This is a genomic window from Castellaniella sp. UC4447_H14 (assembly GCF_052978285.1).
The window spans coordinates 1,744,103-1,767,743 of the sequence record NZ_CM129666.1 but is presented as its reverse complement, the minus strand read 5'-3'; the positions used below and the strand labels follow the sequence as shown (position 1 = coordinate 1,767,743).

General features: G+C 65.6%; 21 protein-coding genes and 1 tRNA gene. 9 read left to right on the top strand and 13 right to left on the bottom strand.

The features are described from left to right. Positions 1 to 3: 3 nt before the first annotated feature. From ACVCMJ_RS08475 to ACVCMJ_RS08465, 3 genes are all read right to left on the bottom strand, one after another. Positions 4 to 408, bottom strand: a complete 405-nt coding sequence (locus ACVCMJ_RS08475; RefSeq protein ID WP_447080984.1) for an acyl-CoA thioesterase — start codon at positions 406 to 408, stop codon at positions 4 to 6. Positions 409 to 483: 75 nt separating this feature from the next. Continuing rightward, complete coding sequence (locus ACVCMJ_RS08470) at positions 484 to 1,698, bottom strand: M20 aminoacylase family protein (RefSeq protein WP_447080983.1); 1,215 nt, start codon at positions 1,696 to 1,698, stop codon at positions 484 to 486. Beyond that, the gene (locus ACVCMJ_RS08465; RefSeq protein WP_447080982.1) at positions 1,695 to 2,534 is read right to left on the bottom strand and encodes an inositol monophosphatase family protein; all 840 of its coding nucleotides are present in this window, start codon (positions 2,532 to 2,534) and stop codon (positions 1,695 to 1,697) included. The genes ACVCMJ_RS08470 and ACVCMJ_RS08465 overlap by 4 nt, the downstream gene beginning before the upstream one ends. 94 nt (positions 2,535 to 2,628) lie before the next feature. Between ACVCMJ_RS08465 and mnmD the strand changes: the two genes are divergently transcribed. Together mnmD and ACVCMJ_RS08455 are read left to right on the top strand one after the other, a co-directional pair. Further along, complete coding sequence (mnmD, locus tag ACVCMJ_RS08460; protein WP_447080980.1) at positions 2,629 to 4,488, top strand: tRNA (5-methylaminomethyl-2-thiouridine)(34)-methyltransferase MnmD; 1,860 nt, start codon at positions 2,629 to 2,631, stop codon at positions 4,486 to 4,488. A gap of 200 nt (positions 4,489 to 4,688) precedes the next feature. Further along, positions 4,689 to 6,761, top strand: coding sequence for a glycoside hydrolase family 31 protein (locus tag ACVCMJ_RS08455; RefSeq protein WP_447080979.1), 2,073 nt, complete (start codon positions 4,689 to 4,691; stop codon positions 6,759 to 6,761). Here the strand turns inward: ACVCMJ_RS08455 and ACVCMJ_RS08450 are convergent. Then, complete coding sequence (locus tag ACVCMJ_RS08450) at positions 6,739 to 7,563, bottom strand: metallophosphoesterase (RefSeq protein WP_447080978.1); 825 nt, start codon at positions 7,561 to 7,563, stop codon at positions 6,739 to 6,741. The genes ACVCMJ_RS08455 and ACVCMJ_RS08450 overlap by 23 nt on opposite strands. A gap of 71 nt (positions 7,564 to 7,634) precedes the next feature. Between ACVCMJ_RS08450 and ACVCMJ_RS08445 the strand changes: the two genes are divergently transcribed. The 4 genes from ACVCMJ_RS08445 (at position 7,635) to ACVCMJ_RS08430 (ending at position 10,431) form a co-directional block, all read left to right on the top strand. Further along, positions 7,635 to 7,710 (top strand) — tRNA-Lys (locus ACVCMJ_RS08445). Between the two features lie 252 nt (positions 7,711 to 7,962). Continuing rightward, positions 7,963 to 8,976, top strand: a complete 1,014-nt coding sequence (locus ACVCMJ_RS08440; RefSeq protein WP_447080977.1) for a methionine ABC transporter ATP-binding protein — start codon at positions 7,963 to 7,965, stop codon at positions 8,974 to 8,976. Continuing rightward, complete coding sequence (locus tag ACVCMJ_RS08435; RefSeq protein ID WP_447080976.1) at positions 8,973 to 9,629, top strand: methionine ABC transporter permease; 657 nt, start codon at positions 8,973 to 8,975, stop codon at positions 9,627 to 9,629. Before ACVCMJ_RS08440 ends, ACVCMJ_RS08435 begins: the two co-directional genes overlap by 4 nt. 16 nt (positions 9,630 to 9,645) lie before the next feature. After that, entirely contained in the window at positions 9,646 to 10,431 is a 786-nt protein-coding gene (locus ACVCMJ_RS08430; protein ID WP_447080975.1) for a MetQ/NlpA family ABC transporter substrate-binding protein, read from the top strand. Between the two features lie 81 nt (positions 10,432 to 10,512). On the opposite strand, the gene ACVCMJ_RS08425 is transcribed toward ACVCMJ_RS08430, so the two are convergent. The 3 genes from ACVCMJ_RS08425 to ACVCMJ_RS08415 form a co-directional block, all read right to left on the bottom strand. After that, entirely contained in the window at positions 10,513 to 11,232 is a 720-nt protein-coding gene (locus tag ACVCMJ_RS08425; protein WP_447080974.1) for a hypothetical protein, read from the bottom strand. 114 nt (positions 11,233 to 11,346) lie between these two features. Continuing rightward, positions 11,347 to 12,051 (bottom strand): N-acetylmuramate alpha-1-phosphate uridylyltransferase MurU, encoded by a 705-nt coding sequence (gene murU, locus ACVCMJ_RS08420; protein ID WP_447080973.1) that lies wholly within the window; start codon positions 12,049 to 12,051, stop codon positions 11,347 to 11,349. Further along, positions 12,051 to 13,088, bottom strand: a complete 1,038-nt coding sequence (locus ACVCMJ_RS08415) for an aminoglycoside phosphotransferase family protein (protein WP_447082709.1) — start codon at positions 13,086 to 13,088, stop codon at positions 12,051 to 12,053. The genes murU and ACVCMJ_RS08415 overlap by 1 nt, the downstream gene beginning before the upstream one ends. 147 nt (positions 13,089 to 13,235) lie before the next feature. On the opposite strand from ACVCMJ_RS08415, the gene ACVCMJ_RS08410 reads away from it, so the two are divergent. Genes ACVCMJ_RS08410 through rsmA form a run of 3 tightly spaced genes read left to right on the top strand, consistent with a single transcriptional unit; the run spans position 13,236 to position 17,974 of the window. After that, positions 13,236 to 15,608 carry an LPS-assembly protein LptD gene (locus ACVCMJ_RS08410; RefSeq protein ID WP_447080972.1) on the top strand — a complete coding sequence of 791 codons (2,373 nt, stop codon included), beginning with the start codon at positions 13,236 to 13,238 and terminating at the stop codon, positions 15,606 to 15,608. Beyond that, positions 15,605 to 17,164: a peptidylprolyl isomerase gene (locus ACVCMJ_RS08405; protein WP_447080971.1), complete on the top strand. Its 1,560-nt coding sequence runs from the start codon at positions 15,605 to 15,607 to the stop codon at positions 17,162 to 17,164. The genes ACVCMJ_RS08410 and ACVCMJ_RS08405 overlap by 4 nt, the downstream gene beginning before the upstream one ends. 3 nt (positions 17,165 to 17,167) lie before the next feature. Continuing rightward, on the top strand, positions 17,168 to 17,974 hold the full coding sequence (gene rsmA / locus ACVCMJ_RS08400; RefSeq protein WP_447080970.1) for a 16S rRNA (adenine(1518)-N(6)/adenine(1519)-N(6))-dimethyltransferase RsmA: 807 nt from the start codon (positions 17,168 to 17,170) through the stop codon (positions 17,972 to 17,974). Between the two features lie 16 nt (positions 17,975 to 17,990). Here rsmA and gloA read toward each other — a convergent pair whose 3' ends face one another. The 6 genes from gloA to glyQ form a co-directional block, all read right to left on the bottom strand. After that, positions 17,991 to 18,386 (bottom strand): lactoylglutathione lyase, encoded by a 396-nt coding sequence (gene gloA, locus ACVCMJ_RS08395; RefSeq protein ID WP_447080969.1) that lies wholly within the window; start codon positions 18,384 to 18,386, stop codon positions 17,991 to 17,993. A 118-nt stretch (positions 18,387 to 18,504) separates the two neighbouring features. Continuing rightward, the gene (locus tag ACVCMJ_RS08390; protein WP_447080968.1) at positions 18,505 to 19,326 is read right to left on the bottom strand and encodes a M48 family metallopeptidase; all 822 of its coding nucleotides are present in this window, start codon (positions 19,324 to 19,326) and stop codon (positions 18,505 to 18,507) included. After that, entirely contained in the window at positions 19,313 to 20,041 is a 729-nt protein-coding gene (locus tag ACVCMJ_RS08385) for a lysophospholipid acyltransferase family protein (RefSeq protein ID WP_447082708.1), read from the bottom strand. Before ACVCMJ_RS08385 ends, ACVCMJ_RS08390 begins: the two co-directional genes overlap by 14 nt. A 14-nt stretch (positions 20,042 to 20,055) precedes the next feature. Then, on the bottom strand, positions 20,056 to 20,610 hold the full coding sequence (gmhB, locus tag ACVCMJ_RS08380) for a D-glycero-beta-D-manno-heptose 1,7-bisphosphate 7-phosphatase (protein WP_447080967.1): 555 nt from the start codon (positions 20,608 to 20,610) through the stop codon (positions 20,056 to 20,058). After that, entirely contained in the window at positions 20,607 to 22,742 is a 2,136-nt protein-coding gene (gene glyS / locus ACVCMJ_RS08375; RefSeq protein ID WP_447080966.1) for a glycine--tRNA ligase subunit beta, read from the bottom strand. The genes gmhB and glyS overlap by 4 nt, the downstream gene beginning before the upstream one ends. Next, positions 22,739 to 23,635: a glycine--tRNA ligase subunit alpha gene (gene glyQ / locus ACVCMJ_RS08370; protein ID WP_447080965.1), complete on the bottom strand. Its 897-nt coding sequence runs from the start codon at positions 23,633 to 23,635 to the stop codon at positions 22,739 to 22,741. The genes glyS and glyQ overlap by 4 nt, the downstream gene beginning before the upstream one ends. Between the last annotated feature and the right edge of the window lie 6 nt (positions 23,636 to 23,641).

The following is a 23,641-nucleotide window of genomic DNA, read 5'->3' as shown; positions in this document are numbered from 1 at the left end:
ATCTCAGATCGGAGGCAGGGGCCGGCTGCGGCGGTTTTCGTCCGTCGCCACGTAGGTCAGGGTTGCTTCAGTGACCTTGACGACCTCGACGTCGAGCCGCTGGCGTTCCGCGAAGACTTCGACCGCCACCGTGATGGAGGTGCGGCCGGTGCGGATGATCTCCGCGTACACGCTGAGCAGATCGCCCACGAATACCGGCTGCTTGAAGGTGAAGGCATTGACCGCCACGGTCGCCACGCGCCCGCCGGCGCGCCGGGCGGCCGGGATGGAAGCCGCGATGTCCACCTGGGCCATGATCCAGCCGCCGAACACGTCGCCATGGACGTTCGCATCGGCGGGCATGGGCATGACGCGCAGTACGGCGTGCCGGTCCGATGAGGGCAGGGTGACGGGGGTAGAGTCGGGCATGACCACCTCGGGACGAAATGAGCGGGGGACTGGCGCCGCGCAATGCGCTGCGCCAAGGCGCGTATTTTACGGCAATCACCGAGCCGGGCCTGGCGGCTCCCGAAGAAAGCGATGCGAAAGGGACACCCAGTAGGCGGCACCCAGTGGGATCAACGCGTCGTTGAAATCGTAGCTGCTGTTGTGCAGCATGCAGGGACCCGGACCGTGGCCCCCCGATCGATGGTCGCCCATGCCGTTTCCGATCCATACATAACAGCCGGGACGCTGTTGCAGCATGAAGGCGAAGTCCTCGGCGCCCATGGAGGGGCGTACCTGGGTGTTCACCCGATCGGCACCGACCAGGTCGCACAGGACCTGGGCGCAGAGTTCCGCCTCGGCGGGGTGGTTGATGGTCGCCGGGTATTCGCGCAGGAACGTGAAGGTCGGTTCGCAGCGCAGGGCGTGTGCGAGGTGTTGCGTCAGCTCGCGCATGCGCGCTTCGATCAAATCCAGTGCCTCGTCGGTCAGCGCGCGCACGGTGCCCCGCAGTGTGGCGCTGTCCGGTATCACGTTGTCGGCGGATCCTGCGCGCAGTTGTGTCACGCTGATGACCCCCGCCTCGAGCGGATCCTGGTCACGTGTGAGGATGGTCTGGTAGCCCAGGATCAGCTGTGCGGCCGCCACCACCGGGTCCACGCCCAGATGCGGCATCGCGCCGTGAGCGCCCCGGCCCTTCAGGATGACTTCGAAGGTGCTGCTGGAGGCCATGATGGGGCCTGCGGTCAGACCGAATGAACCCACCGGTATGCCGGGCCAGTTGTGCATGCCGAACACCGCATCCATGGAGAAGTCTTCGAACAGGCCGTCCTGGATCATGCGGAGGGCGCCGGCGCCGCCTTCTTCGGCCGGCTGGAAGATCACGTACACCGTGCCGGGAAATTCGCGGGCCTGGGCCAGATAGCGGGCGGCGGCCAGCAGCATGGTGATGTGACCATCATGACCGCAGGCGTGCATCGCCCCCGGATTGCGGCTGGCATGCGCGAAGGTATTGGCCTCCGGCATGGGCAATGCGTCCATGTCCGCCCGCAGCCCGATGGACCGCCCCGGCTGCCGGCCGTCGATGCGACCGACCACGCCGGTCTCTCCCAGACCGCGGCTCACGGCGATGCCCCAGGATTCGAGGAGGCGTGCAATGGTGTTCGCGGTGCGGGTTTCCTGGAAGGATAGCTCGGGCCAGGCATGGATGTCGCGCCGGATGCGGGCCATGTCCGGCAGCCATTCTTCCAGAGTGGTGATGAGGTGGGTCGTCATAGGTGTCTCGCGATGAGCGCATCCAGGGCTGGCGCGACGTGAGGATTGCCCGCGTAGACATAGCCGCCTTCGGGCCAGGGTTCGCGATGGTGGATATCTTCGCAGACGCCGCCTGCGGCGCGTACCAGTGCCGTTCCGGCTGCGACGTCCCAAGAGGCGAGCCCCATCTCCCAGTAGCCGTCGTAGCGCCCGCAGGCCGTCCAGGCCAGGTCCAGTGCCGCCGAGCCGAGGCGGCGGATGCCCCGGGTCTTGTGGAGCGCCTCCTGCAAGCCGGGCATGTACTGAGCCTCGAACGAAAAGTCGCGGTAGGGAAGGCCTGTGGCGATCACTGACTGGTCCAGGCTGGTGATGCCGGAGCAGTGGATGCGCCGGCCGTTGAGCCAGGCCCCCAGCCCGTGCAGTGACGAAAACAGCTCCTCGCGGTTGGGGTCGTAGACCACGCCGATGAGGGGGGTGTCCTGTGGAAGCGGAATCTGGCCGTCCGGGCGGCAGCCTTTGTGCCCGATGAGGGCGATGGACACCGCGTAATGCGGGATGCCGCTGAGGAAGTTGGTCGTACCATCCAGCGGGTCGATGAACCAGGTGGCCGCCGCGCCGCGTTCGCCGCCGGATTCTTCGGCAATGACGCCGATGCCGGGCGTCCGGGCCCTGAGGATGTCGAGGATGGCGCTTTCCGCGTCCCGATCAGCCTGCGACACCAGGTCGTTGCGGGTCTTGAAATCCACCACCAGGTCGTCGCGGTGCAGCGCGTGTGTTTGTAAAATGGCGGCAGCCGTGTGCGCGGCCGTGACGGCGGCATCCAGGGAGTCGGCTGACAACAGATGCGGTGTGGACATGGAGGAAGCCCTGTGCTGTGCTTCGCCGCGGAGCCGTCGTGGCCCGCAAGGCGGGTTGTTCTGATTGTACTTGACCGGATGGTGGTATCCCCGCATGTCGGGCAATTTTGAAGTCCTGAGTCCTGCCGCTTGGCACGAGGACGCGCGCGGGATTCCGCGTAGCGATCGCTATGGCGACGTGTATCACAGCGAGGCGGGCGCCCTTGCACAGGCGCAACACGTCTTTCTGGGAGGCAATCGCCTTCCCTCGCGGTGGCAGGGGCGTGGCACGTTCACGATCTGCGAGACCGGCTTCGGACTGGGGCAGAATTTTCTGGCTACGTGGCGCGCCTGGAGCGATGATCCCCGTCGCTGTGCGCGCCTGCATTACGTGGCCTTCGAAGCTCATCCTTTCCGGCTGGAGGACCTGCGGCGCTCCTGGCGGAAACTGGCCCCGGGGGCCCAGCCCCTGGCTCGTGCGCTGGGCGAACGTTGGCCGTCGCTATTGCCAGGGCTGCATCGCATCGAACTGGCTGGGGGCGCTCTCACGCTGACCTTGGCTTTCGGGCGCATCGAGCGGATGGCGCGGCAGGTGCAGGCGTTCGTGGACGCCTTTTACCTGGACGGGTTCGCGCCGCGCGTGAACCCCGAGATGTGGACGCCACATGTGTTTGGGCAGATGCGCCGGCTGGCTGTGCCGGGAGCCACCGCGGCGACGTGGTGCGCGGCCGGACAGGTGCGGCGCGATTTGCGCGACGCGGGGTTTCTGGTGTCGCGCGCGCCCGGTTTCGCGGACAAGCGCGACATGACCGTTGCCGTCTTGCGGCCGGGGTTGGGACAGTCGCCGCCATCAGTGCAGCGCCGGATCGCTGTCATCGGCGGCGGCCTTGCCGGGGCCGGGATTGCGCAGGCGTTGGCGTTGCGGGGCGACGAAGTCGACATCTGGGATCCTGCGCCGGGCGGGGGTGCGGCACGGCAGCCCTCGGCCGGCGCCGCGCTGATCCCGGCGTTGAGCCCCGACGACGACACCCGGTCACGGCTTTCCCGTGCGGGCCTGGAGAGAGCCCGGGCCCGCTGGATGACGCTGGTCCCCGAGGTGCGCCCGCGCGCGTGCGGGGCGCTGGTCTGCGCGCGCACGCCGGACGAGGCGGATCTGCAGCGGCGCACCCTGGCGCGGCTGCGGTTTCCCGACACATGGGTCGGCCGTCTGGACGCGGCGGCAGCTCAAGAGCGGTCGGGTGTCCTCTTGCCGTGGGGCGGGCTGTGGTTTCCGGAAGCGTTGCAGGTTTCGCTGGCGGAACTGCTGGGCGCATTGCAGGCTGGCCCAGGGATCCAGCTGCGCGACCAGCGCATCGAGGGCCTGCGCCGCAAGGACTCGGAAGGCTGGGAACTGCTGGGCTCCGGTGGGCGCGTGCTGGGGGTCGCGGAGCAGGTCGTGCTGGCCAATGCGCGCGAAGCGGGGCCGCTGCTGGCGCGACTCGCTTCGCTGGCACCCTGGCCGGTGCTGTCGGGCGTGACTCCCCTTGCCGGGCAGCTCAGCCTGTATCCGGTACACGACGGCGATGCCGCCCAGGTGCCGCGCTGCATCCTGGCTGCGGACGGCTATTGCCTGCCACCGTGGCGGGGCTGGGGCGTGACGGGCAGCACCTACCGATGCGCCGTGCAGGACAGCGTGGCGGATGCGCCCGGGCACGCCGAGATTCTGGGGCGGCTGGCTGGTTGGTTGCCCCCGGGGAGCGTTCCATGGCTGGGGAGAGGCGAGCCCAGCGGCTGGGCCGGCTGGCGGGCCGCTACCCGCGACCATTTGCCCATCGTGGGCCGGGTGCCGGGCGAGGACGGCTTGTGGTTGGCTTGCGCCTACGGGTCGCGTGGCCTGAGCTGGTCCGCGCTGATGGGTGACCTGATTGCCGCACAGGTTCACAGCGAGCCTTTGCCGCTCGAACGGGAGCTGATTCACAGAATCCGCATCCGGTGAATCCCCTTCTGACGGCGGATTTTATTTTATGGCGCAAATCCGTCAGAATAATGTCTTTTACAAGTCTTGAGCGGGCCCTATGCCCAGAGGATCACGCTGTGTCGCCCACCACTGAACTGGCGGACCCAATTTTTGAAACCGGCCCGGTCGACTCGTCGCCATCCTGCGTTGAATGGGCACTTCGACCGGATGGATGGCGCTTGCGGATCGAGGCCCATGCGCCAGGGGTGTACCGATTGCGATGCGGTCCGTCCAGTTGGCTGTCTCCGGCCAAACCTTCGGCTCGCGCGCAGCGTCATGCGGCCTTGCTGTTGGCTCGGGAGGAAGCGGTGGGCGAGTTCGAGCTTTCCTCGCCGCGGCCCGGCCACTGGCGCCTGACACAGGGGGAAACCTCCCTGCAGATCGGCGGTCCCGCTCCGGCGCTGCAACTGCTGCGCGGCGGCGAACCGGTGGCCACGGCCCATTTTCCGTTGCCCGAGGATGAGCGCTCCTGGCGGATGGATTGGCGGCTGGGCGAGGACGAAGGCCTGTATGGATTGGGCGAGACGCAGGGAGATCCGGATCGCCGGGGCGAATGCCTGGCTTCGGATCGTGCGGCGGACCGCACTCTGCCGCTGGCCTGGAGCCCGCACGGCTGGGGGGTGTACGTCAATACACTCGATCGGGTGGTCCACGATTTGCGGGATGATGGTCGGTACGACATACGGACGGCTGCTATCGGGCTGGATGTCTTTCTGTTCGTGGGAGATCCCTCCGAGATTCTGAACCAGTACACGGCGCTCACCGGGCGTGCGGGTCAGCCGAGCCTGTGGCCGATGGGGGTGTGGCTGGATCAGGCTCCCGGCCAGTCTCTGGAAGACAGCGTCGCACAGATCCGTAGTCTGCGGGCACAAGGTATGGCGCTGGACGTGCTGGCGTTGTCGGACCCGGCGGTTGTCGGCTTTCAGGCCGACAAGCCGGTATTCGAATGGGCCGGTCGGGTTGCCGACTGGCGCGAGACGCTGGCCAAGGCCCGTGCGGTCAATGTGCATCTGGCTGGCTCGTGTCTGCCCGGTGTGCTGCAGGGCACGCCGCTGTTCGAAGAATGGGCGGATCGCGGCTGGCTGCTCGGCGACGCCGAGGGCGATGTCTGGGTGTGTCCGGGGAACGCCGCGTCGGGTGGCCGGCCGTTCGGGCTGCTGGATCTGACCCACAAGGACGCTCGCCGCCTCTGGACCGAACGCCATCTGCAGACGGTGGAAGAGGGGCTGGACGCGCCGATCTGCCAGGCCCGGCTCGATTTTCCGCCTCAAGTCGAGGCTCGCGGCGGTGAGTCGGGAGCCGTCCTGCGCAATGTCTATCCGCATCTGGCGCGCCAGGCGCTGTTTGACGCGGTAGCTGGCCCGCACACGCCCCAGGAGGGCGTGATGGTGAGCCGCGATCTGTTCCCGGGCGTTCAGCGCTATGCCTGGCAACAGGGGCCCGCCGTGGATAACAGCTGGGCGGGCTATGCCGCCTCGCTGCGCGCCGCGCTATCCGTGGGAAACAGTGGTGTGGCCGTGCAGACCCACCGCTTGGGCGATTCCACCCGGCCCGTGGATGGCATGACGTCAGAGCTGTATGTGCGGTGGCTGGCCATGGCCGTGTTTTCAGGCAATTTCAGTCTGCAGGGCCTGCCCGCGCTGATGCCGGACGCTTTCGATGCCCGTACCCGTGCCCTCGTGGTCCACTGGCTGCAGTGGCGCTATCGTCTGCTGCCCTATGTGGCGGGCATTGTGGATGACGCCGTGCGCACCGGCTTGCCCGTGCAGCGGTCCATGGCCCAGGCTTTCCCGGCGGACGAACAGGCTCACCTTTGGGATACTCAATATCTGCTGGGACCGGCGTTGCTGGTGGCCCCCGTCATGCAGCCGGGGGACACACTGGAAGTCTATCTGCCCAAGGGCGACGCCTGGTGGGACCTGAATACCGGCTGGCGCTACGAAGGCGGCACGCACTGGACGGTTCATGCCGGGCTCGACACCTTGCCCGTGTTCGGGCGTGAAGGCCACATCCTGTGCCTGGGGCCGCTCGCCCAGCATACCGGCGAGATCAATTCCGCACGCATCCTGGAAGAGGTCTGGATGTTTGGCATGCCGGAACACAATCCGGTCGTCATGCGCAACAAGATCCGTGTCATGCAGATGCAGGGATCGAGCTATATCAAGGGTCTGGAGGGGCTGCGCATCCTGTCGTCGCAGGGACTGGAAGTCAAGCGCCGGGGCGCCGAGGTCAGGATCTCGAGGGCACGCTGAGTCGCGCCGGATCCAGCACCCGCTGGGCTGGAACCTGGATGCAGAGCGCCGGGTCGAAGGCGGGGTTCTCGTCCACGCCGTCGCGACAGTAGCCGCGCGGATTGCACAGTACACGGGTGCCGTAGACTGTGTAATCAAAGCTGTCGTGGGTATGGCCGTGGATCCACAGATCGGCCCGGCCCAGCAGGCTGGTGCAGTCGGAGACGAAACCTGCGCTGACCAGCGATTCGGCGAATCGGGGATGCACGCTGCGCATGCTGGGTGCGTGATGGGTGATGACCACCGTCGGACCATCGAAGGGCTGGTCCAGTGCGGCGTCCAGCCAGGCATATTGTTCGCGAAACAGCTCGATCGAGTCTTGGGGCGTGTAGGTCGAGCCGTCGGCGTTGCGGATGACCTGGAAGTCGCGCATGAATTCAGCTGAGCGCTCCATGGCGAGATCCCGGCATTCGGCGCCGAACAACTCGAAGTCGGTCCATAGCGTCGTACCCAGGAACCGCACGCCACCGATTTCCAGCGATTGCTGATCCAGGAAGTGGACGCCGCAGGCCTTTGCGCATCGGGCGAGATCCTCGCGCACGGCCGGGATGCTGCCGCCGTAGAATTCATGGTTGCCCGCCACGTACAGTACGGGACGATCAAACTGGCTGGCCCACCGCATGGCCGCCTCCGCGCGGGCGATGTCGCCCGCCAGGACGGTGATGTCGGCCCGCACCTGCGGCAGGGGCATGCCTTGGACCCCCAGGTGCAGATCCGACAGGATGTGCAGTGTCAGTGGTTTTGGGTGATGGGTGGATGTCATGGTGCTTTTCCGGAAAGATGGCTGCAGCTTGACGTGAATTTTTGATGCTGTCAGAATAGCGGGCTTGCATTGGGTCGTTAGCTCAGTTGGTAGAGCACCGGACTTTTAATCCGTTGGTCGCGCGTTCGAGCCGCGCACGACCCACCATTTTGCCGCGCCAGTCCTCTGCGACTGGCGTTTTTGTGTCGGTTTCCTGCATTGTCTGCGGCGGCACCGGGTCCCGCCATCAGGGGTTACCAGCATCAGGACGGCGTGCCAGGCAGGCCGCTCGCCCCGTCGCGTTTCATATTCCCATCGGTAATATGCTATCGAATCAATCTATGAAACCGTCATGCTAAATTTACGTCTTGTTTCCGGCGGATCCGGGACTGCAAGTCTTCCACATGGTGATTGCGCATCTTGATCGACCTCGAGAATATCCATAAGACCTACCGATCCGGCGGCCGCGTCGTCTCCGCGCTGGCGGACGTCTCCCTGAACATCCGCGAGGGCGAGGTCTTCGGCATCATCGGTCGTTCGGGGGCTGGCAAAAGCACCCTGATCCGTTTGCTGAACCTGCTGGAGCGCCCGACGGAAGGCCACGTGCGGGTCGATGGCGCGGACATCACGACGTACTCCGATGGCCAGTTGCGGGAATACCGGCGCACCGTCGGCATGGTGTTCCAGCACTTCAACTTGCTGCGGTCGCGCACGGTCATGGAAAACGTGTGCTTTCCGCTGCGTCTGTCGGGCACCTCTCGCAAGGCGCGCGAAGCCCGTGCGCGCGAAATGCTGGATCTGGTGGGGCTGGCGGATCACGCTGACCAGTATCCCAGCCAGCTTTCGGGCGGCCAGCAACAGCGGGTCGGCATCGCCCGGGCGCTGGCCAGCGCCCCCCGCATCCTGCTCTGCGACGAGGCCACCTCGGCGCTGGACCCCGAGACCACCCAGTCCATTTTGCGGTTGCTGGGCGACATCAACCAGCGGCTGGGGCTCACCATTGTGCTCATCACGCACAGCATGGACGTCATTCGCGCTGTCTGTGACCGGGTCGCGGTGATCGAGCGTGGGCATATCGTGGAGACCGGCCAGGTGCTGGAGGTCTTTCTGCATCCCCAGCATGATGCGACCCGCGCATTGCTCTCCGAGAGCGGGCTGGATGGCGGCGAGGGGTGGCGTGTGCTGGCCGAGGGCGTCGCCGGTCGCTTGGTGAAACTCAGTTTTCGTGGCGAGACCACGGGCAGCCCGCTGCTCAGCCATCTGAGCCGGGATCTGCATCTGGACCTGAGCATCCTGCAGGGGTCGGTGGGGCGGATCAAGGAAACCCCGTATGGCCAGCTCATCGTGGCCGTCGGCGGATCGGCCAGCGACCTGACCGCGTTGGAGCCTGCGCTTGCCAAGGCAGGCGTTCATTGCGAGGTGTTGCGGCCATGATGGCGAACGTGGATTGGGCAATGATGCTGGGTGCCACCATCGACACCTTGTTGATGACCGGCTTTTCGCTGCTGTTTACGGTGATCATCGGTTTGCCGGTGGGCGTGCTGCTGTTTCTGACCAGTCCGGGCCAGGTGATTGCGAACCGCCCCGTCTATCAGAGCGTCGCTTTCGTCGTCAACGTGTTGCGTTCGGTGCCTTTCCTGATTTTGCTCATTGTCATGATCCCGCTGTCGCGGGTGATCGTGGGCACCGCCCTCGGGGTCCAGGGCTCCATCCCTCCGTTGGTGGCCAGCGCCGCGCCGTTCTTTGCCCGACTGGTGGAGAACGTTTTGCGAGAACTCGATCCGGGAGTGAGTGAAGCCTGCCGCGCCATGGGTGCGACCTCACGCCAGACGGTGCTGCTGGCGTTGCTGCCCGAGGCCACCACCGGCATCCTCGCCGCTACCGTGGTGACCGGCATTGCGCTGGTGGGGTATTCGGCCATGTCGGGTGTGATCGGCGGCGGCGGGCTCGGCGACCTGGCGGTGCGGTATGGCTACCAGCGTTACCAGGCGGACGTCATGGCGGTCACCGTCGTGATCCTGGTCGTCATGGTGCAGGTTTTTCAGGGAGTTGGCGACCGCTGGGTGGCCAAGCTCAACAGGCGGTAATCCACAGGAGATGTTCATGTTCAAGAGATTCGTGCCGGTCCTGGCACTGGCCATTCCGTTGGCGCTGGGCGCCACGGCGCATGCTGAAAAGCTGTCCATCGCGGCGACACCCGTGCCTCATGCCGAATTGCTGGAGTTCGTCAAACCGGATCTGGCCAAGGAAGGCGTGGAACTGGACATCAAGGTGTTTACCGATTACGTGCAGCCCAACCTGCAGGTCTCCGACAAGCATATCGACGCCAACTTCTTCCAGCACAAGCCCTACCTGGACTCGTTCAACAAGGAACATGGCACGCACCTGGTGTCCGTCGGCGCTGTGCACGTGGAGCCCTTTGGCGCCTACTCACAGAAGATCAAGGATATCAAGGACCTGAAGGACGGCGCGCAGGTGGCCATCCCCAACGACCCCTCCAATGGTGCCCGCGCACTGCTGCTGTTGCAGAAACAGGGGCTGATCAAGCTGAAGGATCCCACCAATATCCTGGCCACGGCGCGCGACGTGGTCGATAACCCCAAGCACCTGAAGTTCCGCGAGCTCGAGGCGGCAACGCTGCCCCGGGTGCTGCCGGACGTGGATCTGGCGCTGATCAACACCAACTATGCGCTGGAAGCAGGGCTGAACCCGATCAAGGATGCGCTCTTCATCGAAGACAAGCATTCCCCGTATGCCAATCTGGTGGTGACGCGCCAGGACAAGGTGAACGATCCCGGCATTCAAAAGCTGGTGAAGGCCCTGCAATCGGAAAAAGTGCGCGCCTTCATCGAGACCAAGTACAAGGGCGCCATCGTTCCGGCGTTCTGATCGGAGCCGTGCAGGCACTGCCTGCATGCCACTCGGGAATCACTCGGACGGGTTCGCGAACCATTCGCGGACCCGTTTCCATTAGTGGCGGGAGACGCGGAAGGTCCGCGTGGAAGTGACCTTGTCCGAGCCATCGGCCGTGATCTGGATCGCCACCTGGAACGGGCGAAAACCTTTGGGAAGGTCCGTCCAGTCGCCCTTGATGACGGTATAGCGTCCCATGTCCAGCGGTTGGCTGATCACGTCCTGGGAGCCGCGGTTGCCATTGGGGTAGGTGCCCATGGCCACCAGCTTGACGGTCCCTCGCAGATTCGGGGCCTCGGTCTGCCCTTGGGGGATGTCCTGGATCAGCAGGACCTGATAGTGCAGCCCGTCTTTGCTCAGCACCATGTCGCCGGCCCGGATGCCGGGCGTTCCCTTGCGGGGATCGGCCGGAATCGCCTCGATCAGGCTGGCGACGCTCGCCTGCATGTCGGCGGCATGCAGGCGTGCCTGTTTCATTCCCTGGCTGGCTGTTTTTTCGGTCTTCTGCGATTGGCCCAGGGCTTCGCGCAGCTTCTTGGCGTCGGCCGTCAGTCGCTGGTTCTCCATGTTGGAGGTGTTGAGGTCCGTGCGCAGCTGTTCGGACTGCTCGATCGTGAGCCGCTGCGGGCCGTAACTGCGCTGCAGGAACAGCACGCCGCCCGCGCCCAATACGATCCCGGTGATGAGCAACAACAGCCAACGGGGAATTCCCCGGCTGCGTCTGGTATAGCCATAGGGAGTGGGCTTAAAGGTCGGGTGTTTGGGACCAAAAGACATAACGGAGTTCCTGGACAGCATGCGGCACCGCGTGCCGCGGAAATTCTCAAGGATAAACGCTTTACCGACCCTGCTGCGGGGTCGTGAACAGATGGTTTCGATTTGTAATGCAGTTTAGCAGGAGGCGTCCGGTCGTTTCCGGAGCATCCTGTCCAGTTGCGTCAGGCGTTGCGGCGTGCCAATGTCGGCCCATTGTCCGCGGTGGTGTTCGCCCGTGACGACGCGCTCGGCCATGGCCGAGCGCAACAGCGGCGCCAGCGCCGCAGGCTGGTCGGGGTGGATGCCCGCGAACAGGCTGGGGTGATAGACGCCGATGCCGGCAAAGGTCAGGGCGGTGCCGGCCGGGCCGCGCGGCGCCACACGGCCATTGGCGTGCAGCGTGAAATCACCCTGCGGGTGGTGTTCCGGATTGTCCACCAGCACCAGATGCGCCAGCCGCCTTGTGGACATTTGGGTGGCCAGAATGAGGGCCCGCTCGGGATTCCAGTCGCACCAGATGTCGCCATTGACGACGAGGAAGGGCTCGCCGCCAAAGAACTCCAGCGCGTGGGCGATGCCGCCCGCCGTCTCCAAAGCTGGCGATTCGGCCGAGTACCGCAGCCGCGCGCCCAGGGACCGGCCGTCGCCCAGCGCGGTCACGATGCGTTCTCCCAGCCAGGCATGGTTGATCACGATGTCGCACAGGCCGGCACTCACCAGTTGGCGGATGTGCCAGACGATGAGAGGCTGGCCGCCTACCGGCAGCAGAGGCTTGGGGCAGACGTCCGTGAGCGGGCGCATGCGCTCGCCCCGGCCGGCCGCCAGGATCATGGCTCGCATCAGAACGAATAGCCGTCGGTGAAGGACACCTTTTCCACGGTATCCAGAAGGCGTACCAGTGGGTGAAAGACCTGGTAGCGCTCGGCCACCTGACGCACATAACGCCGCACGCGCGGCATATGGTCCAGGTAGTGGTGCTTGCCGTCGCGGTGCGAGAGGCGCGCGAAGACGCCCAGGATGCGCAGGTTGCGCTGCAGGCTCATCCATTCGTATTGCCGATGGAATTCGGCGAAATCCGCAGGGACCGGCAGGCCGGCGGTGCGCGCATACTCCCAGTAGCGGATGGCCCAGTCGAGTTGCTGCGGCTCGTCCCACGAAGTCCGCGCGTCCATGACCAGCGACGCAATGTCGTAGGACAGCGGGCCATGGAGCGCGTCCTGGAAGTCGATCACGCCGGGCTCGAAATCCGGCCCCCCCGGACCCAGCATCAGGTTGGGCGAGTGGTAATCACGGTGCACCAGCACACGCGGCTGCATCGCCGCCTGGCGCACCAGCAAGTCGAAAATCCGCGCGAGCTGCGCCTGAGTTCCGTCGTCCAGCGCGATCCCGTGGTGGACGTTCAGGTACCAGTGCGGAAAGACGGTGAGCTCGTCCTGCAAGCGCTGTTCGTCGTAGGGAGGCAGGTCGCTGGCCGGGCATTGCTGGATCCTGACCAGCGCCCGCAGGGCCCCGCGGTAGTGCTGCTGCAGATCGTCGCCTTCCAGGCCCGCCTGAAGCGCCTCGTAGAACGTCTGGGTGCCCAGGTCCGAGAGCACCAGGAATCCCTGCTCCAGGTCCATGGCGTGAACCGTCGGGGCGCGCAGCCCGCCCTCGCTCAGGCGCTGCGCCATTTTGACGAAAGGCGCGCAGTCCTCGTGCGGCGGGGGCGCGTCCATCACGATGTAGGAATGGTCCTCGCCGTGGATGCGGAAATAGCGGCGGAAGCTTGCGTCGCCCGAGACGGGTGCGAGCGTCGCGGGATCCAGGCCGGCCGGCGTGTGGAGTTTGTCCAGCCACCGGTGCAAGGCGGCAAGGCGGGCGTCGGGCGGGATATTCATCATGGAAAAGGCTTTCAGATGTAAACGAGCCCCGGGCAGCATGCGTGAGGCTTCTCTATAATACTGGGTCGCTGGTCGTCGCGGGTGTGCGGCTCGGGCGCTGTTCAAATCACGCTGTTCAAATCAATTTCGGGAGACCGGGTCTTCGTGCATCGGATCGGCCGCATCGTTGTGACAAGCTTGTGCCTCTCGGCGACGACGCTGGCTGCGGAGCCGCCGGTCGAGCTGAATGGCCTGCGCGTGGCCGACAGCCTGGAAGTGCACCCCGTCAAAAAGGACGACTCCCTGCCGTCGTTTCTGATCGGAGATGACATCACGCGTGATGCGGACGGGCGAATCACCCTGAGCGGCCACGCCCAGGTGCGCCGGCTGGATTCGGTCGTGAAAGGCGACCGGATCGAATACGACCAGAAGACCGGCGAGACCGACATTCGCGGCAACGGCCTGCTCATGCGCGACGGCAACATCGTGCAAGGTCCGCACCTGCGCTACAACGTCAATAACAGCCAGGGCATCGTGGACGACCCGCAGTTCTGGCTGGGCGGCTCGGGAGGTGCCGGTACGGCCGCCCAGGCTGAAATCTTCAGCCGCCAGCATGTGCGCCTGAAGAATATGCACTACAGCGGCTGGTCCGGGCCGGATCCGGCCTGGTACATCGGCGCCAGCCGGGTGGACCTGTACCTGGACAAGAACGAGGGGGCGGCGCGCAATGGCGTGCTTTACTTCAAGGATGTGCCCATCCTGTATTCGCCGTACCTGACGTTTCCCATCAGTAACCAGCGCAAGTCGGGATTTCTGCTGCCGACGTACGGGACGTCCAGCAACGGCGGTTTTGAGATCACCACTCCGTATTACCTCAATCTCGCGCCGAACTACGATGCCACGCTGATGCCGCGCTACATGAGCAAGCGCGGACTGCTGATGGGTACCGAGTTCCGCCATCTGGGGGATTCGTCGACTTCCCAGTTGTTCGGCACCTACATCATGCGGGACCAGCAGACGGGCAATCCGCGCTGGATGTATTCGGTGCAGCACAATCAGGCGCTGGGTGGCGGCTTCAACGCCTATCTGGACGCCCGAAGAGTGTCGGACGACGATTATTTCCGCGATTTCTCGTCCTTCGGATTGACCGATGCGGCCATTGTCTACATGCCCAGCCAGGCACTGCTGACCTGGTCGGGCAGCCGGTATCTCAGTGGCTCGCTGCAGTTCTATACCTATCAGACGCTGCAGGACCGCACGGGATCCTTCCTGGCCCCGCCGTACGACAAGCTTCCCGAACTCAGCTTCGTGGCGCAGCGCTATGGCTGGAACGGCCTGGATGTGGTGTCCACCAATACGATCACCCGCTTCGTGGCCCCCCGGTACTCTGGTGATGCCTTCCCGCAGTTCGCCGGCGTGCGGCTCATGCCCAACGGGACGCGGGCGACCTCCTACACCACGATCGCACGTCCCTTCGTGACGCCCAGCGCGTATTTCACGCCCAAGATCGGCCTGCACATGACGCGCTACGAGACGCAGTGGTTCACGGATCTGGGCAACGACGTCAACGGCCTTCCGTATTCGGATCGCCCCAGCGGCCAGTCGCGCGTTCTGCCCATCGCTTCCGTGGATACGGGCCTGACGCTGGAACGGTCCGCCTCGCTCTTTGGCCGCCCCGCCACGCAGACACTGGAGCCCCGGCTGTATTACCTGTATGTCCCCTATCGGGACCAGTCCACGCTGCCGGTCTTCGACACCGGGGTGGCGACTTTCAACTACCAGCAGGCGTTTGACGAGAACATCTTCAGCGGCGGCTGGGACCGGATCGCGAATGCCAATCAGTTGACGGTGGGACTGACCAGCCGCTGGCTGGATCCCGACTCCGGTTTCGAGCGTCTGTCGCTGTCCGCGGCGCAGCGCTTCTATTTCGCGGACCAGAAGGTCTCCTTGCCCAGTCTGGCGCCCCGCCAGGGGTCCGAATCGGATTACCTGGTGGGTGCCAACGCTGCGCTGACCGACAAGTTCTCTGTCTACTTCGATGGCCAGTTCAATCACAAGACCCAGCAACGCGAACGCATGAGCACCGGAGTGCGCTGGACGCCCAAGCGCCTGGCGACCGTGTCGCTTTCCTATCGCTATGAGCGCGATCCAAACGTGTTTGCGGACCCTTATCAGATTCTGACGTCCGATACCATGCTGCGGTCGACCGAGCAGGTCAGCGTTTCCGGCCAGTGGCCGTTGTCGCGCCGCTGGTACGGCGTCGGACGTTACGACTATTCCCTGGCCGAGAAGCGCAATACCCAGGCTATCGTGGGACTGGAATACCGGGGGGATGGCGGCTGGGCAGCCCGCGCGGTGATGCAGCGCTACGCCGTATCGGCCCAGCAGACCAATACCGCCTTCTTTCTGCAACTGGAGTTGACGGGATTGGGATCTCTGGGTAACGATCCCATGTCGCTGTTGGCCGATCGCGTCAACGGCTATCAGCCCGTCACGGTTCCCACGCCTGAAAAATCAGTTTTCGAGAGGTACGAATGATGTCCGGACTGCGTCACCCCGCCTGCGCCCTGGTGCTGGCGCTCGCGTTGGGGGGCTGGATGCTGGCTCCCTTACAGGCCACCGCAAGGACCGCGGCGCACAAGGCGGCGCACAAGACGGCAACCACCAGCCAGCCGCCCGCCTCCGAGCAATTCGTCGACGGGATTGCGGCGGTGGTCAACAAACAGGTCATCACGCTGGGTCAACTGGCCGAGAAGGTCGGACTGGTGCGGGTACAGCTCCAGCAGCAGCGGGTGCCGGTCCCCGACGATCCGGCGCTGCGCCACCAGGTCCTGCAGCAAATGATCAATCAGGCCCTGCAGGATCAGGAAGCGAAGCGGGCGGGCATTACCGTCAATGACGCCCAGGTCGATCATGCCGTTCAGCAGGTCGCTCAGCGCAACGGGCTCACGGTGGATCAACTGAAGCAGGCCATTCCGCACACTGGCATGGCCTGGGATCAGTACCGCGAGGAGCTGCGGACCCAGATTCTGGACGACGTGCTGCGTCAGCGCTTCGTCGAAGACCACATCACCATCAGCGACAGCGATGTGGACGCTTTCCTGAGCCTGCACCAGGGTGAGCCGCTGACGCCACCGCCCGCTCCGCAGCCGCCGCCACCGCCCAAGCCGCGCCCGGCTCCGCAGCCGGAGCGCGTGCCGTACGGCCCCGAGCTTGTCGAGCTGGCCCAGATTCTGGTCGAGGTACCCGACTACGCATCCAGCGATGTGGTGGCCCAGAAGCGCAAGAAGGCCGAAGCCATTCTCCGTCGCCTGAAATCCGGCGCGAACTTTGCCGGAGTGGCGGCCGCGTCCTCGGACGGGCCGCAGGCGCTGCAGGGCGGCAATATGGGCATTCGTCCGCTGAAGGACTGGCCGGACCTGTTCGCGCGTGCCATCAAGAGCACGAAGCCGGGCGGCATCACGGGGATCCTGCAAAGCGGCCGGGGCTTCCATATCCTGAAGGTTCTGCGTCGCGGGTATGCGACGCGGCCGGCGCCGAAGGGCAAGGCGCGCCCCGCACCGCAGCCGCAGCCTCAACCTCAGCCAGAGCCCCAACCGCCCGCGGCCGCGCGAATTCCCGCGAATGGCCCCGTGATGGTGACCCAGACGCATGCGCGCCACATCCTCATCAAGACCTCGAAGATCGTGGACGATGCCAAGGCGAAGCAGACGCTGGAGACGCTGCGTCAGCGCATCGAACATGGCGAGTCCTTTGCGGAACTCGCCAAGCGCTATTCCGAGGACGCCTCTGCGCCGCAGGGCGGTGATCTGGGGTGGCTCAGCCCGGGTGATACGGTGCCGGCTTTCGAGCAGGCCATGAACGCGCTGAAGGACGGCCAGATCAGCCAGCCGGTGAAATCGCCTTTTGGCTGGCACCTGATCCAGGTCGAGGGCCGCCGCACCAAGAACATGGAAGAGGAATACCGCCGCATCCAGGCACGCCGCCAGCTCATGGAGCGCCGCATCGGTCCCGCCTATGAGGATTGGCTGGATCAGCTTCGCAGTCAGGCTTATATCGACAATCGGTTGGACAAGAAGACCACCGGGCAATAGGCCATGACGCATCAGGCGCGCAAGCGTTTCGGCCAGCATTTCCTCAGCGACCTGTCGGTCGTGGACGAGATCGTCCGGGCGATTGCGCCTCAAGCGGGCGATCTCATGGTCGAAATCGGGCCAGGGCTGTCGGCCTTGACGCAGCCGCTGCTGCAACACCTCGATCACCTCACGGCGGTCGAGCTGGACCGTGACCTGGCGGCGCGACTGCGCCAGACCTGGCCGGATGGCCGCCTGACGATCATCGAAGCCGACGCGCTGGAGGTGGACTTTGGCGCGCTGGGTACTCCCCAAGGCGCATTGCGGGTGGTCGGCAATTTGCCCTACAACATCTCCACGCCGCTGCTGTTTCATCTGATGCGCTGGGCCGGACACATTCGCGATCAGCATTTCATGCTCCAGCGCGAGGTCGTGGACCGCATGGTGGCCGTGCCGGGTGACAGTTCGTACGGGCGGTTATCGGTGATGTTGCAGGCCCGCTATCGCATGGCTGCCCTCTTCGAGGTGCCCCCGCAGGCCTTCGATCCACCTCCCAAGGTCATGTCGGCGGTGATCCGGATGCGCCCGTTACCGCCGGACCGGTTGCGTCTGCCGCGAGATGTGGACCTGTTCGAGGCGGTGGTGGCTCGCGCGTTCGAGCAACGGCGCAAGATGGTGCGCGGCAGTCTGGCACAGTGGTCACAGTGGCTGGATTGGGAGGGTGCCGGCGTGGCACCCACCGCGCGCCCCCAGGAGCTGTCGGTTGCTCAGTTCATGGATGTGGCCGACGCGCTGTCGGCTGCGGGCGCGCCCGTCACCCCGGCGGCCTGAGCGGTCGGTTGCTGGCTCAGCTTTTGCGCGAATTGCGCTGGACGAGCTCGATCTTGTAGCCGTCGGGGTCTTCGGCGAAGGCGATCACGGTGGTGCCATGCTTCATGGGGCCCGCATCGCGGACCACCAGACCGCCGCGGGCCTTGATGGTGGCACAGGTGTCATAGGCGTCTTCGACTTCGATCGCGATATGGCCGTAACCGTTGCCGATGTCGTAGGATTCCGTGTCCCAGTTGTGGGTGAGCTCGATCACGGCACCCTCGTCTTCGTCCTGGTAACCCACGAAGGCCAGCGTGAAGCGCCCCTCCGGGTAGTCTTTGCGGCGCAGGAGATGCATGCCCATGATGTCGGTGTAGAACATCAGGGAACGATCCAGGTTGCCGACGCGCAGCATGGTGTGTAACAGGCGCATGGTGAGATCCTCTGTGAGAGCCAGACTTCATCATACGCAAATGCGCGGCCCGCCGGAAACCGGGCGCACCCGCGGGAGGCCCTCGGCCGGCATGCCGCCCGTTGGCCCGCGTCCGCCGTCAGAACAAGGGCAGGGTTGCGGGCGTGTGGCGCGCCAACATGTCGCGCGCCTGTTTGAAGCCGGGATACAGGCGGTCGACTTCGCGCCAGAAGCGGGGGCCGTGGTTCATGTGTCCCAGATGCGCGACCTCATGGGCGACCACGTAGTCGATCAGGTGGGGCGCAAAGTGGATCAGCCGCCAGTTCAGGCGGATATGGCGCTGGACGGTGCAGGATCCCCAGCGCCCCTGGGCTGACGACAGGCTCCAGCCGGCCATGGACCGCCCGGACCGCATCAGGCAATCATGGAGCCGCGCTTCGAAGTCGATTCGGGCGCGCTGCTGCAGCCATCCCTGCGCACGTTCCTGGATCCGGCCGGAGTCCGCGTCCCGTGGCAGCGGCAGCCACAGACTGTCGCCGGTGTGCGGGGCCAGCGGGTCCCCTTGGTAGCGCAGCGGACCGCTGCCATCCAGGTGCAGTGTGACGGTTACGCCCAGGTAGGGGATTCGGCCGCCGTCCCGCCATTGTTCGGCCTGCAGGGCGAGCAGTTCCAGCCGTTCGCCGCGCGCACGAAGCTTGTCGCGGATCCAGGCCGACTTTTGCGCGATGGCTTCTTCGATCTGGCGTTGGCTGGCCCAGACGGGAGCCTGGATGAGCAGTCCCGTGTCGCGCACCACCAGGCCGATCGATCTTCGGCGTGATCTCCGCAAGGCATAGCCCAGCGCTTCGCCCGCCACGGTCAGGACGTGCCAGCTGCAGTCGTCGGGCAGCGTGGCCGGCGGCGTGTCGGGCCGCGCCGGAAACAGGGCGAGCTGCTGCGGGGCCACCTCAGTGCGGCGCATACCTTTCGGGGTTCAGAACACGCATTTCCCCCTCGATCCAGTCGCGTACCGCACGGTTCAGAGTGGCCGGGCTGTAGTTCGCCGGATCGATGACCGGACCATACGACACGGTCACCACGCCCGGCGTCTTGATGAAGGCATTGCGCGGCCAGCGTTCGCCGGCATTGTGAGCCACCGGGATGACCGGGGTTCCGGTGCGGCAGGCGAGCAGGGCTCCGCCCTGCTTGTAGCGGCCTTCCTTGCCAGGGGCGACGCGGGTCCCTTCCGGAAACAGCACCGGCCACCGGCCTTCCCGGAGCCGCTGGCCGCCGATGCGGACGACCTGCTCGAACGACTCCCGGCCCTTGGTGCGGTCGATGGGAATCATGCTCAGCAGCGCCAGGCTCCAGCCGAAGAACGGAACGTGGTGCAGTTCCCTCTTGTAGACGAACACGACGTCACGCGGCATGCTGACGGCGAAATACAGGGTTTCCCAGGCGGACTGGTGCTTCGAAAGGATGATGACCGGCCCGTCGGGCAGGCGTTCCATGCCTTGGGTCCGGTAGCGGATGCCGAGGATCCAGGTGGCCGCCCACAGCGCCAGGCGCGGCCATCCCAGCGTCAGCCGATAGCGCCAGGCCAGCGGCAGCGGCGCCCACAGGATGCAGCACACTGCGTAAGGGACCACCGTGATCACCAGAAAGACCATGAAAAGCAGGGAACGCAGGAAAGTCAGGGAGCGCGCGAAAGTCATGGCGTGCTTTTGATCAGTGCGTCGGCCACGGCGGCCAGGTCGTCCCGGACTTCGGTGCCGGCGGGAAGCCCTCCGGTGGGGCCGTGCGTATCCCAAGTCGCCCGGCCCTTGCCAGTGAGTACCAGCCAGGGGCGGCAGTTGCACGCGGCGGCCGCCTGCAGATCGCGCAGGCTGTCGCCCACCACGGGGACGCCTTCCAGGCGGACGTCGAGCCGCTTGGCGATGTCGTGCAGCATCCCGGGGTTCGGTTTGCGGCATGCGCAGCCTTCGTCCGGCCCGTGCGGGCAGAAGAAAATCGCATCGATGCGGCCCCCGGCGGCGGCGACGGCCTGCCGCATCCTGGTGTGAATGGCTCCCAGCGTTTCCATGGTGAAGAGCCCGCGCGCAATTCCGGACTGGTTGCTGGCGACCACCACGGTCCAGCCGGCCTGCGTCAGCCGCCCCATGGCTTCCAGGCTGCCAGGCAGCGGAATCCATTCGTCGGGCGTCTTGATGAAGGCACCGCTGTCCTCGTTGATGACGCCATCCCGGTCCAGGATGATGAGCTTCACCGGGCCAGCCTCGAGAGATCCGCGACCTGGTTCATCAGCGCGTCCAGCGATTGCAGCAGGGCCAGCCGGTTGGCACGGATGCGGAGATCGTCGGCCATGACCATGACGTCGGCGAAAAAGCGGTCGACGGCCGCACGCGCCTGTGCCAGGGTCGTCAGGTTGCCGGTGAAGTCGCCCTGGGCCAGCGCGGCGGCCGCTTGCGGCGCCAGCCGCGTGATCATGGCCGCCAGATCGCGTTCGGCGGGTTCGGCCATCAGGTCCGCATCGAACGCCGGCAGGGTGTTTTCCGCCTTCTTCAGCAGGTTGCTCACGCGCTTGTGGGCGGCTGCCAGAGCCTCCGCCTCGGGAAGCGTGGAAAACTCCATGCAGGCCCGCACGCGCGCGCCGACCTGATGGATCGGGGGGTGCAGCGCCAGCACGGCATCGACCGCCGCACGGTCGCAGTCGCCCGAGAGCTGGTTGCGATACCGCTCGTAGACGAATTCCAGCACGTCCTGGGCGGTGCCGTCGGCCAGCGTGCCGACCGGGAAGCCGGCGGCGGCCCGTTCCAGCAGGGTCGAGAGGCGGGCCGATGTGTCCTGGCTGGCCCGCAGGAACCCCCCCGCGGTCAGTTGTTCGTACGCGCTGATGAGCCCCAGGGCCGCGCGGCGCAGGCCGTACGGATCGCGCTCTCCCGTCGGGACCAGGCCGATTCCCCAGATGCCGACGAGCGTCTCTGCGCGTTCAGCCATGAAGAGCGCCGCAGAGGTCAGGGTGTCGTCGGCGATGGCCTCATCCAGGCGGATCCGGTACTGATCGCGCAATGCACGCACCACGTCGGCACGCTCCCCGTCGTGGGCCGCATAATAGGCTCCCATGATGCCCTGAAGCTCCGGGAACTCGCCCACCATCTGGGTGCCCAGGTCGGCATGCGCCAGCCACGCGGCCCGGCTTGCGGACTCGGGGTCGCCGCCCAGTTGCGGGGCCAGCCACTGCGCCAGCGCCTGAACCCGTTGCGTGCGTGCGAGCTGGGATCCCAGTTTGTTGTGGTAGACGCTGTGTTCCAGTTGGGCGACGCGGTCGGCCAGGCGAGTCTTCAGGTCGGTCTGGTAGAAGAACTGGGCGTCGGCCAGGCGTGGCCGCACCACGCGCTGATTGCCGTGGATGATGTGGCGGGGATCCTGCGGACGCATGTTGCTCACGATCAGGAACTGATGCGTGAGCCGCCCGGTCGTCGGATCGAAGAGCGGGAAGTACTTCTGATTCAGGCGCATCGTGAGGATCAGGCACTCCGGCGGTACGCTCAGGAATTCCTGTTCGAAAGCGCCCACGTACACTGTGGGGAATTCCACCAGCGCGGTCACTTCGTCGAGCAGGGCCTCGACTTCCGGTCCCTGGCCGATGGTGGCGCCCACACCTTTGGAGGCGCTGGCCAGTTGCTGCTCGATCTGGTGTCGACGATCCTGGAAAGACGCCAGGACGTGGCCTTCACGCAGCGTGTCCAGCCATTGATCGGCATGTTCGACCGTCAGGACGCCGCTGCTCATGAATCGGTGTCCCAGCGTCGCGCGGTCTGCCTGCAGACCGAGGGCGTGTACGGGTATGACCTCGTCGCCCCAGAGCGCCAGCAGATGATGGGCGGGGCGCACGAACTTCACGCTGGTGTGCCCGTCGGCCAACTGGTATTGCATGACCTTCGGAATCGGCAGGTGCGTGATGGCGTATTCGAGCGCCTGCTGCAGCCCATCGGCGAGCCGCGCGCCCGGCGCCGTGCCTTCGGCGTAAAGGAGTTCCTGCTTGCCGTCGTGGCGGCGTGTCAGGCTGTCCACCGCTGTGTGTGCCAGTCCCCGGGCCTTCAGCTTCTTCAGGAGGGCGGGCGTGGCGGCGCCCTGGGTGTCCAGGCCGATCGCGACGGGCATGAGTTTTTCGGCGTAAGGCTGATCCGCCGCCTGACCGAGAACAGCGTCCACGCGCACGGCCAGGCGGCGTGGCGTGGCATAGGCTTGCCAGCTGGCGTCGGCCGCCACCAGACCGCGATCCCGCAGGACCCCGTGGAGGCCTTGTGCAAAGGCGGTGCCCAGCGCGTTCAGCGCCTTCGGCGGAAGCTCTTCGGTCACCAGCTCGACGACCAGCGGACGCGTGGCGATGCTCATGCGGCCTCCTGGCGCTGCATGGGGAAGCCCAGGCGTTCACGCGAATCGTAATAGGCCTGGGCCACGGCGCGGGACAGGTTGCGGATGCGGCCGATATAGGCAGCACGCTCCGTCACGCTGATCGCTCCGCGCGCATCCAGCAGATTGAACGTGTGGGCAGCCTTGAGGGTGGCCTCGTAGGCCGGTAGGGCCAGCGGGACGGTGATCAGCCGCCGGGCCTCGGCCTCGTAGTCGTTGAAATGGGCAAACAGCATGGTGGTGTTGGCGTGTTCGAAATTGTAGGTGGACTGTTCGACCTCGTTCTGGTGGAACACGTCGCGGTAGTAGACCTTGCGGCCATCCGGCGCCTGTGTCCAGACCAGGTCGTAGACCGATTCCACGCCCTGCAGGTACATGGCCAGGCGCTCCAGACCATAGGTGATCTCGCCCATGGTCGGATTGCAGTCCAGGCCGCCGACCTGCTGAAAATAGGTGAACTGGGTGACTTCCATCCCGTTCAGCCACACCTCCCAGCCCAGGCCCCAGGCGCCCAGCGTGGGGTTTTCCCAGTCGTCCTCGACGAACCGGATATCGTGCTGCTGGGGATCGATGCCCAGGCTGCGCAGGGAGCCGATGTAGAGATCGAGGATATGCAGGGGGGCTGGCTTGAGCACGACCTGGAACTGGTAATAATGCTGCAGGCGGTTCGGGTTTTCGCCGTAGCGGCCATCATTGGGACGGCGCGAAGGCTGGACGTACGCCGCGCGCCAGGGCTCCGGCCCGATGGCGCGCAGGAAGGTGGCCGTGTGGGAGGTACCTGCGCCGACTTCCATGTCGTACGGTTGCAGCAGGGTACAGCCCTGCTTGTCCCAGTACTGCTGGAGCGACAGAATCAGTTGTTGGAATGTGAGCATGACGGG